This window comes from Streptomyces sp. NBC_00457 (assembly GCF_036014015.1).
Taxonomy (GTDB): Bacteria; Actinomycetota; Actinomycetes; order Streptomycetales; family Streptomycetaceae; genus Streptomyces.
On sequence record NZ_CP107905.1, the window covers coordinates 9,316,966 to 9,330,834 of the forward strand.

Below are 13,869 nucleotides of genomic sequence, written 5' to 3' on the forward strand. Positions count from 1 at the left end.
GGTGCCGCACGAAGAGACTCGTCGCGGCGGTCGGAACGGTGATCATCCTCGCCCCGTGCGCCCCCCACACCCCTCAGGAGGACATCAGATGCGCAGAACCCTGTCCCTTGCCCTCGCCGCCACCGCGGTGGCGGCGGCGACCGCGGTGCCGGGAAGTTCGGTGGTGGCGGCGACGCCGGACACCGTGCGGTGGGAACCGTGTTCGGAGAAGGCCGCCTCGGAGAGGGCTGCCTCGGAGAAAGCCGCCTTGCCCCCTCTGGAGTGCTCGACGCTCGAAGTCCCGCTGGACTACCGGGATCCGGACGGCCGACAGATAGAGATCGCGATCTCCCGGCTGGCGAGCAAGGAACCCTCGAAGCGCCGCGGCGTGCTGCTGACCAATCCGGGTGGACCCGGCATCACGGGACTCGGCTACCCGGCCGTTCTCGCCGGCTCAGGGCTGCCGCAGAAGGTGCTGGACTCCTACGACCTGATCGGCTTCGACCCGCGCGGCGTCGGCCGCAGCACGCGGGTGACCTGCGATCTGACGCAGGAGCAGCAGAACCGCGGCAACCTCCCGCCGTACGCGCACACCGCGGCCGATGTCGCACGGGAGGCGGCGAACGCGCGCACTGTGGCCGAGCAGTGCGCCACCTCACGGACGGCGTGGATGCTGCCGCACACCACCACCGCGAACACCGCGCGCGACATGGACCGGATCCGGGCGGCGCTGGGCGAGCCGAAGCTCTCCTACCTCGGTGCCTCCTACGGCACCTACCTCGGTGCGGTGTACACGACGATGTTCCCGAAGCGCAGCGACCGGATCGTGCTCGACAGCAACCTGGGCCCCGGCGGTTACGACGTCACGGCCATGCGGTTGTTCGCCCCTGGACTGGAGGACCGGTTCCCGGACTTCGCGGAGTTCGCCGCCGCGCACCCCGAGTACGGTCTGGGCACCACACCGGAGCAGGTGACCGAGAAGTACTTCGACCTCGCCGAGCGGCTGGAGACGAAACCGGTCCAGGGCATCGACGGGACATCGTTCCGCGGGCTCACGTTCGACCGCCTCTACGTCGATGCGAACATGCCCGAGCTGGCCGAGTTCTGGCAGGCGCTCGACACCGACCGGCCGGTGCCGCCCAGCCCGCCCATTGCGGACTTTGAGAACTTCATGGCCGGCCGTTTTTACGTGATATGCGGTGACAATCGCTGGCCGGAGACGGTCCGGGAGTATCAGCGCAATGTCGCGGTCGACCGGCTGAAATACCCGATGCTGGGCGGGTCCTCGGCCGGCATCGGACCGTGCGCCTTCTGGCCGGACAAGCGGGTCGAGCCGCCGGTGCGCATCGGTGACCGGGGCCCGTCGAACGTGCTCATGGTGCAGAACGAGCGCGACCCGGGGACACCACTGGCCGGCGCCGAGAAGCTGCGGCAGGCGTTCGGGAAGCGGGCCACGATGGTGACGGCCGACCAGGGCGGGCACGGCGTCTACCCGTACGGCCCCAACACGTGCGCGAACGACGCGGTGACGGCGTTCCTGACCACCGGGCAACGCCCGCCGCACGACCTCGCCTGCGCGGCGGAGCCGCATGCCGGCACAGGCCGCGGAGCGCTCAGCGGCGGTACAGCCCGATGAGAGAGGCGTCGGCGAGTTCCCGCTTCTCGACGGCCTGCCGTACGTCGTCGGCGCGTGGGGCGTCCGGGAGGACGCAGGGCTCGGCGAGGGCGTAGAGGTGGAAGACGTAGTGGTGCGGCTCGTCCCCGGGCGGCGGGTGGGGTCCGCCCCAGCCGGGACGGCCGTAGCCGTTGACGAGTTCGGTGCCGCCGGGCGGGCTCTGCCCCTCGCTCATGCCGTCGCTGTGCGGGTCGATGCCTACGACGATCCAGTGCACGAAGTTCCCGGACGGGGCGTCGGGGTCCTCGCACATCAGGACCAGCTCGGCCGCGTCGTCCGGTACGCCGGACCAGGTCAGAGGCGGGGAGACGTTCTCCCCCTCCAGCGCGTACCGGCGGGGGACCGGGGCGTGGTCGGTGAATGCGCTGCTCTTGAGTTCGATGCCGGTCATGCGCCCCGGAGTACCCCGCAGGCGGCGGGACGTATCAGGGCGACGTGTGGATCTCCGCGTGACGGATACCCGGGCCAGGTCAGGAGTGCTACGGACTTGCTACGGACCGAGGAAGGCCGGCCCCGATGATCTCGCAGACCGTTCTGGTGCCCGCCGACGGCGTCGAGCTCGCCGGCGACTTCGACGTCCCGGCGCCCGCCCACGGCGTCGTCCTGTTCGCGCACGGCAGCGGCAGCTCCCGGCACAGCCCGCGCAACCGGCAGGTCGCCGCCGAACTCCGCACCGCCGCCCTGGGCACGCTGCTGATGGACCTGCTGACCGAGGCGGAGGACCGGCAGGACGAGCTGACCGCCGAGCACCGCTTCGACATTCCGCTGCTCGGGCGCCGTCTGGTCGCCGCGATCGACTGGCTCGACGCGGAGCCCGAGGTCCGGGGACTGCCCGTCGTCCTGTTCGGGGCAAGCACCGGTGCGGCCGCCGCCCTGATGGCCGCGGCGGACCGGCCGGACCGGGTCCTGACCGTGGTCTCGCGCGGCGGACGGCCCGACCTGGCGGGCGACGCGCTGGACCTCGTACGCGCCCCCGTGCTGCTCATCGTCGGCGGGCACGACACGCAGGTGCTGCGGCTCAACGAGGACGCCGCCCGGCGACTGCAGGCCCCCTGCACGCTGCGTGTCGTGCCGGGCGCCACCCACCTGTTCGAGGAGCCGGGCGCGCTGGAGCAGGTCGCCGGCCTGGCCCGGGAGTGGTGCGTGGAACGGCTGGGCGCACAGCGGCGGTGACACGCCGTGTGGGCGACCGGAGGGCCGGGTACCCGGCAGCCGCGCACGGAGGCAACCGGAAGGAGCAGCCATGCAGTTCCGTGACCGCAAGCAGGCCGGGCGGGAACTGGCCGCGCGGCTGCGCACCCTGCAGGACAAAGGGGCTCTCCCGCACGCTGTCGTCCTCGCGCTGCCCCGCGGCGGTGCCACGGTCGCCCGCGAGGTCGCGCACGCGCTGGACGCCCCGCTGGACGTCCTCGTGGTCCGCAAGATCGGGGCGCCGTTCCAGGAGGAGCTGGGCGTCGGCGCGATCGCCGGCGACGACCCGCCGCTCTTCGACGAACGGGCCCTGGACCGGCTGGGCCTGAGCGAGGCCGCCCTCGCCGAGACCGTCGACCGGGAGCGGGAGGAGGTACGGCGCCGCGAACGGCGCTACCGGCGCGGCCGTCCCCCGGTGGACCTGCGGGGCCGCACCGTGATCGTCGTCGACGACGGCCTGGCCACCGGCTCGACCGCACGCGCCGCACTGCGCCGGGTCCGCCGTGAGGCGCCCGAGCAGGTCGTCCTGGCCGTGCCGGTCTGCTCACCGGAGGCCGCCGAGCTGCTGCGCGACGAGGCCGACGAGGTGATCTGCCTGCACAAGCCGGAGCAGTTCATGGCCGTCGGCCTCTGGTACGAGAACTTCGACCAGCTCACCGACGACGAGGTCCTCGACGCGCTGCACGGCTCCCACACCCTGCCCGGCTGAAGGAGGAGAAGCGAGTGACGGAAGCGACCGGCACTGTCCTGGTCGGCGTCGACGACACACCGCAGGCCTGGCTCGCCGCTGACTGGGCGGCCCGGGAGGCGACGCTGCGCGGAGCGGCGCTCCAGGTCGTGCACGCGGTGACAGACGCCGACGAGCGGGTCCGCGGCGTCGCTGCCGATCTGCTGGAGGACGCCCGGACCCGGATCACGACGGCCCACCCCGGGCTGCGCATCGACACCGTCCTCGGGCAGGGGGAGCCCGCCGAGGCGGTCCTGACCGCGGGCGAGGACACCGACGCCGGCCTGATCGTGCTCGGCACCCGCGGGCGGGGCGGCTTCGCCGGGCTGCTCCTGGGCTCCGTGAGCGTCGCAGATGAGCTGAGGTTTCCTCGGTGATCCGGGACTGGCCCGGCTTCCGGGGGAGCGGCTGTGGTGCGTGGCAGGGTGTGGACGCCTGTCACTGGGTCGCGGGCCGTGCGCTGGTTGAGCACGGTGCTCATCGTGTGCGGTACCTGCCGCCTGTGGCGCCGCTGGCTGCGGCGATTCGGAAGCTGGGGTATCCGCCCCGCCGGACGCTGTCCGCCCGGTGTGGACCCGGGCGGGGCGGGGACCCCGCGTCGCTTTCCTGGGCACGGGGCGGATTCTCGGTGAGACCGGACCACTCCGGTCTCTCGACGCCGCCCACGTTACGGCAGCCGACGTCCCGCACTACAACCCCAGCGGGTACGTCCACTCGAAAGTGCCACAAGAGGCTAATCCGCTCAATTGTGTGCTCCGACACGCTATTTACCGGCACTCAGAATCCCCGTGCCATTTCAGGCACTGCGAAGGACCCTCGCGTCACGGAGGCGGAGCGATGGACCTGGTAGAAGAACGCCCCTGCCGATTCCGCATCGACCCGCACGGCGGGATGCGCGTGCCCGGCGTCGTGATCGCCTCCCGCGACCTGCTGCGCGACGCCGAGCAGTCGCTGGAGCAGGTCGCCAACGTGGCCACGCTGCCCGGCATCGTCGGCGCCTCGTACGCCATGCCGGACATCCACTGGGGCTACGGCTTCCCCATCGGCGGCGTCGCGGCGACCGCCGTGGACGAGGGCGGCGTGGTCTCGCCCGGCGGGGTCGGCTTCGACATCTCCTGCGGGGTGCGGCTGCTGGCGGCCGACTGCGACGGGCGGGAACTGCGCAGGGCGCTGCCCGCGGTCATGGACGGCCTGGACCGGCGGATACCGCGCGGCGCCGGACCCGGTGGGGTGTGGCGGCTCAGCGGGCAGGCGGAGCTGGAGCGGATCCTGCGGGGCGGCTCCCGGTACGCCGTCGAGCAGGGCCACGGCGAACAGCGCGACCTCACCCGCTGCGAGGACGGCGGGGCGGTCGCCGACGCCGACGCGACGCAGGTCAGCGAGCGGGCCCGGGAACGGGGCCTCGGCCAGGTCGGCAGCCTCGGCTCCGCCAACCACTTCCTGGAGGTCCAGGAGATCGCCGAGGTGTACGACGAACCGGTCGCCGCCGCCTTCGGCCTCGCCCCCGGCCAGGTGTGCGTGATGATCCACTGCGGTTCACGCGGCCTCGGCCACCAGATCTGCACCGACCACGTCCGGGCGATGGACCGGGCCATGACTCGCTACGGCATCACCGTCCCCGACCGCCAGCTGGCCTGCACCCCGGTCGACTCGCCCGAGGGGCAGGCCTACCTGGGCGCGATGGCCGCCGCCGCCAACTACGGCCGCGCCAACCGCCAGTTGCTGTCCGACGCGGCCCGCGGGGTCTTCCGCCGCGTCACCGGCGTACAGCTCTCGCTGGTGTACGACGTGTCCCACAACCTCGCCAAGATGGAGACGCACGAGGTGGACGGCGCCCGGCGCCTGCTGTGCGTGCACCGCAAGGGCGCCACCCGCGCCTTCCCGCCCGGCCACCCCGAACTGCCCGAGGAGCTACGGGAGTTCGGCCAGCCGGTGCTCATCCCCGGCACCATGGGCACGGCCTCCTACGTGCTGGCCGGAGTGCCCGGCGGCGACGCCTTCCACTCCACCTGCCACGGCGCGGGCCGCACCCTCAGCCGGCACCGGGCCGCCCGCACCGTGACGGGCAGGGAACTGCGCACCCGGCTGGAGTCGGCCGGTATCGCCGTCCGGCCGAAGTCGATGCGCGGTCTCGCCGAGGAGACCCCGGAGGCATACAAGGACGTCGGCGCGGTGGTCGCCGCGAGCGAGACGGCGGGGCTGTGCCGGACGGTGGCCAGGCTCGTGCCGCTGGGCGTGGTGAAGGGATGAGCCGGATGCGCTCACACGTCGATGGTCACCGCGCAGGACCAGCCGTACGGACCGGGCTCGATGCGCAGGTTCTCCCACGCGATGCCCTTCGGCGCGGCGCCGATGACCTCCACCACGCCGAGATCGGCGACCGCCATCCGCACGTCGAGCCCCTCGTCGTACGCCTCCGCCTCCACGTCGACCGGAACCTGCCCGTGCACCTCAAGGCGGAAGACGACCTCGTCGAGCAGCGTGGTCAGCAGGTCCTCGGGAGCGCCTTCGGCCAGCCGCAGCCGGGCCACGCCGGTCGCCCGGGTCCCGGAGACGTCCGCGAAGCCCTCCACCATGCCCGTGACGGCCTCCACCAGACACCGCTCGCGGCTCTCCGCCCAGGCCTCGACGCGCACGTCGGCCGTGTGCGGCACCAGCCGGTGCCCGCTCGTCCCGCGCCTGCGCGCCGTGATGTCGTCGCCCATGTCGCCGACCATGTTCACCGTGTGCCCACTGAGCAGAACCGCACACTGGTTTCGGGGGGCATGTCCGGACCGGCAGGGGAGCCACCGCCTCAGGAGCCGCCATGACCGACCCGACCCACCCCGCGCTCGCCCCCGCACTGCGGGACGTACGGGCCGTCGTCTTCGACACCGACGGAGTGATCACCGACTCGGCCCGGGTGCACGCCGCCGCCTGGCGGACTGCCTTCGACACCTACCTGCGTCAGCACCCGCCCGAGGACCCGGACCAGCGGCGCCCCTTCGATCCCCGGGACGACTACCTGCGGCACGTGGACGGCAAGTCCCGCCTCGACGGTGCCGCCGCCTTCCTCGCCTCCCGCGGCCTCGACACATCGGAGGAGACCGTACGGGCCGTCGCCGCGGACAAGGAGCGCCGCTTCACCGAGCGGCTGCGCACCCACGGCGTCGACGCCTATCCCGGGACGGTCCGGCTGGTGCGTGCCCTGCGCGCGGCCGGGGTACCCGTGGCGGCGGCCTCGGCGTCCCGGCACGCGGGTGAGCTGCTCACCCGGGCCGGGGTCCGGGACCTCTTCGACGCCCTGGTGGACGGCGGTGAGGCGGCCCGGCTGGGGCTCGCCGGCAAACCCGAGCCCGACCTCTTCCTGGAGGCGGCCCGCCGACTCGGCGTCCCCGCCGGGCACGCCGCCGTCGTGGAGGACGCGCTGGCCGGCGTGGAAGCGGGGCGTCGGGGTGCGTTCGCGCTCGTCGTCGGCGTGGACCGGGCCGCCGGTGCGGACACCGGCGCGAGGCTGCTGCGGCACGGCGCCGACATCGTCGTACGAGATCTGGCAGAACTGCTCGTGGAAGGAGTACCGCGGTGACCGCAGCGACGTCGTGGACCTGGGAGTACGACGGCTACGAACCGGCGGACGAACGGCTCAGGGAGTCGCTGTGCACGCTCGGCAACGGATACTTCGCCACCCGTGGCGCGTTCCCGGAGTGCGTCGCCGACGAGGTGCACTACCCCGGCACGTATGCGGCCGGCTGCTACAACCGGCTCACCTCGGACGTGGCGGGACACAGCGTCGAGAACGAGGACATGGTCAACCTGCCGAACTGGCTGGCGCTGCGCTTCCGCCGCCCCGGCGGCCGGTGGCTCACCCCCGACACGGCGACGGTCCTCGACCACCGGCAGGTGCTGCACCTCGACTCGGGGATGATGGAGCGCGTCACGCGGTACGCGCTGGCGGAGGGCAAGGCCCTGTTCGTACGGCAGCAGCGGTTCGTGGGCATGGCCGACCCCCATCTGGCGGTCCTGCGCACAGAGTTCACCGCGGAGGGCTTCGCGGGCGCCCTCGACGTCGAGGCGGCGCTCGACGGGGGCGTGACCAACTCCGGGGTCGCGCGCTACCGCGATCTGGACGGCCACCATCTGACCCACGTGCACACCGGGAGTTCCGCACCCGACACGGTGTGGCTGCGCTGCCGGACCCGCACCTCGGACATCCGGATCGGCATGGCGGCCCGCCTGACCGCCGACGTCCCGGTGACCGAGCGGCTCGAGGTCAGCCGAGCCGTCCAGCGGATCCACCTCGATCTGACCCCCGGCCGCACCGCCACCGTGGACAAGACCGTCGCCCTGCACACCTCCCACGACCCCGCGATCAGCGATCCGCTGGACGCAGCTGTGGACCGGGTGGACGCGGCCTCCGGCTTTGACGACCTGCTGAAGGCCCACCGCACAGCCTGGGACCAGCTGTGGCGGCGGGCCGAGATCGACGTGCCCGGAGCCGCGGGCCGCATTCTCCGGCTGCATCTTTTCCACGTCCTGCAGACCCTCTCGCCGCACACCGCCGACCTGGACGTGGGCGTGCCGGCCCGGGGACTGCACGGAGAGGCGTACCGGGGGCACGTCTTCTGGGACGAGCTGTTCGTGCTGCCGTATCTGAATCTGCACTTCCCGGAGGTGTCCCGGGCCCTGCTCGGCTACCGCCACCGGCGCCTGGACCAGGCCCGTGCCGCGGCCCGCGCGACCGGGCGGCGCGGCGCGCTCTACCCGTGGCAGAGCGGCAGCGACGGCCGGGAGGAGACCCAGGAACTGCATCTCAACCCGCGCTCGGGGCGCTGGCTGCCGGACCACTCCCGGCTCCAGCACCACGTCGGCTCGGCGATCGCGTACAACGTGTGGCGGTACTGCGAGGCCACCGGCGACGCCGAGTTCCTGCACACCAAGGGCGCCGAGATGCTGCTGCAGATCGCCCGCTACTGGGCGGACTCGGCCGTGTACGACGAGGGCCTGGGCCGGTATCGCATCCGGGGCGTGGTCGGCCCCGACGAGTACCACGACGCCTACCCCGACGCGAAGCTGCCCGGCCTCGACGACAACGCGTACACCAACGTCACCGCCGCATGGGTGCTCACCCGCACCCTGGAGGTGCTGCGCGCCCTGCCCGAACCCCGCCGCCGCGAACTCCTCGAGCGCACCGGCCTGGACGGCGGCGAGCGGGAACACTGGGACGAGGTGTCGCGCACCCTCCATGTGCCCTTCCACGGGGGTGTCATCAGCCAGTTCGAGGGCTACGGCGATCTCGCCGAACTCGACTGGGACGGCTACCGCAAGCGTTACGGCGACATCCGGCGTCTGGACCGGATCCTGGAGGCGGAGGGCGACACCGTCAACCGCTACCAGGCGTCCAAGCAGGCCGACGTGCTGATGCTCGGCTACCTCTTCTCACCCGCCGAACTCCAGGAAATCTTCAGCCGGTTGGGCCACCGCCTCGACCAGGACACCTGGCGGCGCACGGTCGACTACTACCTGCGGCGCACCAGCCACGGGTCGACCCTCAGCGGCCTGGTCCACGGCTGGGTGCTGGCCCGTGCCCGGCGCGCGGAGGCCTGGACGTTCTGCCAGGAGGCGCTGCGCGGCGACATCGCCGATCTGCAGGGCGGCACCACCGGCGAGGGCATCCACCTCGGCGCCATGGCCGGCACCCTCGACCTCGTCCAGCGCGGACTGACCGGACTGGCGACCAGTGGCGGGGCGCTGTGCCTCGACCCGGTGCCGCTGCCGGAGCTGTCCTCGTACGGCTTCGCCATCCACTACCTGGGCCACTGGGGCATCCAGCTCCGGCTGGAACACGGGAGGCTGGAGATCACGGTCCCCCCGTCCGACCTCGACCCGATCGACGTCCGCCTGCCGGACCGCACGGTGTCCGTCCAGCCGGGCGAGATGCGACGGCTGATGCTGCCGGGGTGACGTAGCGCTCCGCTGGAAGTCCGGTGCGTCGCCTGCCGGTCCGTCGTGGCTGGTCGCGCCCACGCGGCGGTAGCCGCAGATCGACACAGCCCCGCGCCCCTTCGGGGCGCGTCGACAGGCCCAATTCAAGAGGTCAAGGTACCGGACGTGGTCGGCGAGTGTACACGTCTGATCCCCGACTCCCGCGACGTCAACTCGCGTCGTATCGCGGACGGCTGACCTCTCCGCCCGAGCCGCCGCCGCTGTCGAAACCCCGCTGACCTGCGCGAGCGCGCTGGGGCTCGGCGTGCTGGAGCGTCAACTTCCGGTCAACCGGAGGGCGTTCGATGACGACTCCCGGTACTGCGATGGTTACCCACCGAAGCACTGGGTGCGGCAGACTGCCGTGACCGGTCCCCGGGCGTGGGTGATTGCGGCACCGGGTGGGCGGTACGAAAGGCGTCGATTCGGCTGGATGAGAGGGAGTTTCATGGACCGGTATCTCAGGGGGGCGAGGCTCTGGCCCGACGGGTGGACCAAGCTCAGGGTGGACTTCGTCCCGCGGCTCCCCGAGATCAAACCGGTGACCGACATCTATCGCCCGGTCCTCGCCCGGTTCGGCTTCGTCTCGCCGGTCAAGGACGAGTGGCTGCACGAGACGCTGGCCGTCGTCGACGACCGGCCCGCGAGCGAGGTGACCGGACCGGAACTCGCCCTGTTCGAAGGCCGGTTGCGGGAACGGCTCGGCGCGGTGCGCCCCTTCACGGTGACGGTGGGCACGGCGGTGGCGGGCCGGTGCGGTGTCCTGCTCGACATCGCTCCCGAGGACGAGTTCCAGGAGCTGCGGCACCAGGCCAGGGACGCCGTCGTGGAGGTGTTCGGCGAGGACGCCGACGACTACGAGGACGAACGCCCGAGGATCTCGCTGGCCTACGGCACCGCACTCGGCGACTCGCGGCTCCTGCAGGGCAGGCTGCGCAGCGCCTCGGGCCGGCGGGCCACGCTGACCGTGGACGGCGCACGGCTCGTGGAGGCCGTCCAGGACCGCAAGCAGCACGAGATCCGCTGGCAGGAGCTGGCGTTCGTGCCGCTGGGCGGTGCGGGGTGAGGGCCGCACCGGTCCTCAACCGGCCTTCTCCGTAAGGGCGTTGAACATCACCCGTCCCGGTCGCGTACCTCAGGGCACATCGATCCCGGACGACAGGAGTACCTGCCATGGCCGAGAAGCAGTACACCGTCATCGGCATGAGCTGCGGCCACTGCGCGGCGAGCGTCACCGAAGAGGTGGTGGCGGTACCCGGCGTCACCGAGGTCGACGTCGATGTGCGGGCGGGCCGGGTGATCGTACGAGGGGAGCAGTTCGGCGAGGACGCGGTGCGCGGCGCGATCGTCGAGGCGGGCTTCGACGTGGTGCGGGGCGCACGGGCCGCCGCGGCCTGAGCGCCGTGGTGGAGCGTGCCGCCTCTCAGGCCACCTGGTCGAAGAAGGTCAGCAGGGCGGCGGGGGAGTCGGGGCCGGTCAGGGCCTGTTCCGTCCAGATGCACTTGCCGGTCCCGGTGTAGCGGGCGCCCCACCGCTGGGAGAGGGCCGCGACCAGTTGCAGGCCCCGGCCGCCCTCGTCCGTCTCGGACGCCCGGCGGATCCGGGGCGTGGTGAGGCTCCCGTCGGTGACCTCGCAGATCAGCGTGCGGCTGCGCAGCAGACGGAGCATGACCGGGCCCTTGGCATGCCGTACGACGTTGCCCACCAGCTCGCTGACCAGCAGTTCCGTCGTCATCGCCAGATCGTCCAGGCCCCACTCGGACAGCTGCGCCCGGACCAGCTTGCGTGCCTCGCCGGCCGCCTGCGGCTCCGTGCTCAGCGGCCACACGGCGACCGCTTCGGGCGGCAGCCGGTGCACCCGCACCACCAGCAGGGCCGCGTCGTCGGCGGACTGCTGCTGTGCCGGGACCAGGCCCGAGGTGAGCCGGTCGCAGAGCCGGTCGAGGTCGTCCTCCGTGTCGGACCCGTCGAGCAGCCGTGCGAGATGGGCCATGCCCACGTCGATGTCCCGGCTGGCGGACTCGATCAGGCCGTCGGTGTACAGCACGAGCAGGGAGTCCTCGGGCAGGGCGACCTCGACGCTCTCGAAGGGCGGGTCGGCGGCGCCCAGCGGGGGATCCTGGGCCACCGCCGGGAACTCGACCGTGCCGTCAGGCCGCACGACGGCGGGCGGTGGATGCCCGGCGCAGCCGAAGGCGCAGGCGCCGGTCGTCGGGTCGTACACGCCGTACAGACAGGTGGCGTAGGAGTCGTCGCCGAGTTCGGAGACGACGTCGTTGAGGTGGGCCAGGATCTCGTCGGGCGGCAGTTCCAGGTCCGCCAGGGTGTGGACGGCGGTGCGCAGCCGTCCCATGGTGGCCGCCTGGGGCAGTCCGTGGCCCATCACGTCGCCGATGACGAGGGCGACCCGGTCGCCGGAGAGCGGGATGATGTCGTACCAGTCGCCGCCCACGTCCATGCCCTGCCGGGCCGGCAGATAGCGTGCCGCGGAGGTGCAGGCCGGCAGTGGCGGCAGCGTCCGGGGGAGCAGGCCGCGCTGCAGTTCCTGGGCGCGGAGGTGCTCGGCGTCGAAGAGGCGGGCCCGCTCCAGGGCGTGGGCGACCAGGCCGCTGATCGCGACCAGCAGCGTGCGTTCCTCGCCGGTGAAGCGGCGTGGCTGCTCGAAGGAGATCACGCACACCCCGACCGGGTGGTCCGAGGCGATCAGTGGCAGGAAGGCCCAGGCCGCTTTGGAGCCCGCAGCGGGCTGCCCGGCCAGTGCCGGGTAGCGGGCCGCGTACTCCTCGGGGGAGGAGAAGAACTGCGGGGTGCGGCTGAAGAGCGCGTCCGTGACCGCGGTGCGTCCCGTCACGGGAAGGTGGTCGACCAGGTCGAGGAACTCCTCGGAGTAGCCGACGCTGCCGACGACCCGGGTCCGCCCGTCCTCGATGACCTGCATCATCAGCCCGGCCGCGCCGAACGGCGGCAGCACATGGCGGGCGACCGCGTCCACGACGTCCTGCGAGCTGATCGCCTTGGCGAGCGCCGCCGTCAGTTCGCCGACGCGGGCGGCCCGGTCGGCCTGGAGGCGGGCGGCTGCCTCACGTTCGGCCTCCCGTACGCGCTTTTCGTGGATGTCGGTGAGGAAGAAGGCCAGGCCGTCGGGGAGCGGGACCAGCCGCAGATGGCACCAGCGCCCGGTGCCGGGCGCCAGCAGGTCGAGACCCGAGGGCGTGGACCGTGCGACGGCCTCCTCGCACAGCGCCCGCAGCCCGGGAACCTGCAGTGCGGTCAGGTCCCACACCAGCCGGCCGATCAACTCCTGCCCGGCACCGAGGACCCGCTCGGCCTCCTCGTTGAGAAAGGTGATCCGCCACTGGTGGTCGAGGGTGAGGAAGCCGTCGCTCATGTGCCGCAGGGCGCGGCTGATCGCGTCGCGGGCGCTGCGGGACTCGGTGGTGTCCCATACGGTGCCGACCATGCCGACCGGCTGTCCGGTGTCCGCCAGCTTCACCCGGCCTCGGACCTGGACCCAGCCGATCGTGCCGTCCGGGCGCCGCACCCGGTACTCGGTGCCATAGGAGCTCCGCTCGCGCAGCGCCTTGGCGACCTCGGCGGTCACCAGCGGCCGGTCGTCGGGGTGGACGAGGTTCATCCAGGTATCGGCCCGTCCGTCGAACTCGCCCGGTCCGAAGCCGAGCACGGTCAGTCCGGCCTGGTCCAGATCGACCTCCTCGGTGGCCATGGTCCACTCCCAGGAGCCGACACGCACGGCCTCGAGCGCCTGCCGCAGCAGGGCTCCGGGCTGCCGCTCACGCGGGGCGGGCTCCTTGGGCAGCAGGGGACGGTCCAGCCGTCCGGCGACCCAGGCGGCGATGGCATGCAGGAACGTCCACTGGGTGGGACGGGGGGCATGGTGTACGGCGGTCAGGACGGTCAGCGTGCCGAGGGGTCCGTCAAGTCCGGGCAGCGGAACGGTGGCCACACCGCGGTCCGCGCCGGGACGTCCGCCGAGGTCGGGGCCGGATTCGGCGGGCAGCCAGCAGCGAGTTCCCTCGCGCACGACCCGCGCCGGGGGCAGGTCTCCGGTGTCCGGGACGCGCTCCCAGGGTTCGGTCAGCGTCGGGGGCAGCCCGCTGCTCACCAGCAGATGCAGTCCGCGCAGGCCCTCGGGCCCGCCCACGTGGATCAGGCCGCCGACCCCGCCGAGCTCGGCGACAGCGTGCTCCAGGGCGAGACGCAGCGCCTCTGTCACGGCCACGTCGTCGTCGATGGCGCGGAGTATGGCCATCCGCCCGTGCATACCCTCAATATACGCAGAGTACAAAATTATCGTCATGCGCCGGTGTGTCCCGAT

General features: G+C 72.5%; 12 protein-coding genes. 9 read left to right on the forward strand and 3 right to left on the reverse strand.

Annotated features, from left to right (window positions below):
• Window positions 1–88 precede the first annotated feature (88 nt).
• Window positions 89–1,615, forward strand: coding sequence for an alpha/beta hydrolase (locus OG828_RS42615; RefSeq protein WP_328504171.1), 1,527 nt, complete (start codon window positions 89–91; stop codon window positions 1,613–1,615).
• Here the strand turns inward: OG828_RS42615 and OG828_RS42620 are convergent.
• Entirely contained in the window at window positions 1,593–2,045 is a 453-nt protein-coding gene (locus OG828_RS42620; RefSeq protein WP_328369377.1) for a YbhB/YbcL family Raf kinase inhibitor-like protein, read from the reverse strand. The two genes, OG828_RS42615 and OG828_RS42620, sit on opposite strands and share 23 nt — an antisense overlap.
• Window positions 2,046–2,170: 125 nt before the next feature.
• Between OG828_RS42620 and OG828_RS42625 the strand changes: the two genes are divergently transcribed.
• The 4 genes from OG828_RS42625 (at window position 2,171) to OG828_RS42640 (ending at window position 5,822) form a co-directional block, all read left to right on the forward strand.
• A complete protein-coding gene (locus tag OG828_RS42625) occupies window positions 2,171–2,827 on the forward strand; it encodes a dienelactone hydrolase family protein (protein WP_328504172.1) in 657 nt (218 codons plus the stop codon).
• Between the two features lie 70 nt (window positions 2,828–2,897).
• Window positions 2,898–3,554 (forward strand): phosphoribosyltransferase, encoded by a 657-nt coding sequence (locus tag OG828_RS42630; protein WP_328504173.1) that lies wholly within the window; start codon window positions 2,898–2,900, stop codon window positions 3,552–3,554.
• Window positions 3,555–3,568: 14 nt separating this feature from the next.
• Window positions 3,569–3,949, forward strand: a complete 381-nt coding sequence (locus OG828_RS42635) for a universal stress protein (RefSeq protein ID WP_328504174.1) — start codon at window positions 3,569–3,571, stop codon at window positions 3,947–3,949.
• Between the two features lie 460 nt (window positions 3,950–4,409).
• On the forward strand, window positions 4,410–5,822 hold the full coding sequence (locus OG828_RS42640; protein ID WP_328504175.1) for an RtcB family protein: 1,413 nt from the start codon (window positions 4,410–4,412) through the stop codon (window positions 5,820–5,822).
• Between the two features lie 11 nt (window positions 5,823–5,833).
• Here OG828_RS42640 and OG828_RS42645 read toward each other — a convergent pair whose 3' ends face one another.
• Window positions 5,834–6,289 carry an archease gene (locus OG828_RS42645; RefSeq protein WP_443060239.1) on the reverse strand — a complete coding sequence of 152 codons (456 nt, stop codon included), beginning with the start codon at window positions 6,287–6,289 and terminating at the stop codon, window positions 5,834–5,836.
• Window positions 6,290–6,378: 89 nt separating this feature from the next.
• Here OG828_RS42645 and OG828_RS42650 point away from each other — a divergent pair, with 89 nt between their 5' ends.
• The 4 genes from OG828_RS42650 (at window position 6,379) to OG828_RS42665 (ending at window position 10,931) form a co-directional block, all read left to right on the forward strand.
• Window positions 6,379–7,137 carry an HAD family hydrolase gene (locus OG828_RS42650; protein WP_328504176.1) on the forward strand — a complete coding sequence of 253 codons (759 nt, stop codon included), beginning with the start codon at window positions 6,379–6,381 and terminating at the stop codon, window positions 7,135–7,137.
• Window positions 7,134–9,512: a glycoside hydrolase family 65 protein gene (locus OG828_RS42655; RefSeq protein WP_328504177.1), complete on the forward strand. Its 2,379-nt coding sequence runs from the start codon at window positions 7,134–7,136 to the stop codon at window positions 9,510–9,512. Before OG828_RS42650 ends, OG828_RS42655 begins: the two co-directional genes overlap by 4 nt.
• A gap of 469 nt (window positions 9,513–9,981) precedes the next feature.
• Window positions 9,982–10,599 (forward strand): 2'-5' RNA ligase family protein, encoded by a 618-nt coding sequence (locus OG828_RS42660; RefSeq protein ID WP_328504178.1) that lies wholly within the window; start codon window positions 9,982–9,984, stop codon window positions 10,597–10,599.
• Window positions 10,600–10,706: 107 nt separating this feature from the next.
• Complete coding sequence (locus OG828_RS42665) at window positions 10,707–10,931, forward strand: heavy-metal-associated domain-containing protein (RefSeq protein ID WP_328369402.1); 225 nt, start codon at window positions 10,707–10,709, stop codon at window positions 10,929–10,931.
• Between the two features lie 25 nt (window positions 10,932–10,956).
• Here the strand turns inward: OG828_RS42665 and OG828_RS42670 are convergent, their stop codons facing one another.
• Window positions 10,957–13,803 carry a SpoIIE family protein phosphatase gene (locus OG828_RS42670; RefSeq protein ID WP_328504179.1) on the reverse strand — a complete coding sequence of 949 codons (2,847 nt, stop codon included), beginning with the start codon at window positions 13,801–13,803 and terminating at the stop codon, window positions 10,957–10,959.
• Window positions 13,804–13,869 lie beyond the last annotated feature (66 nt).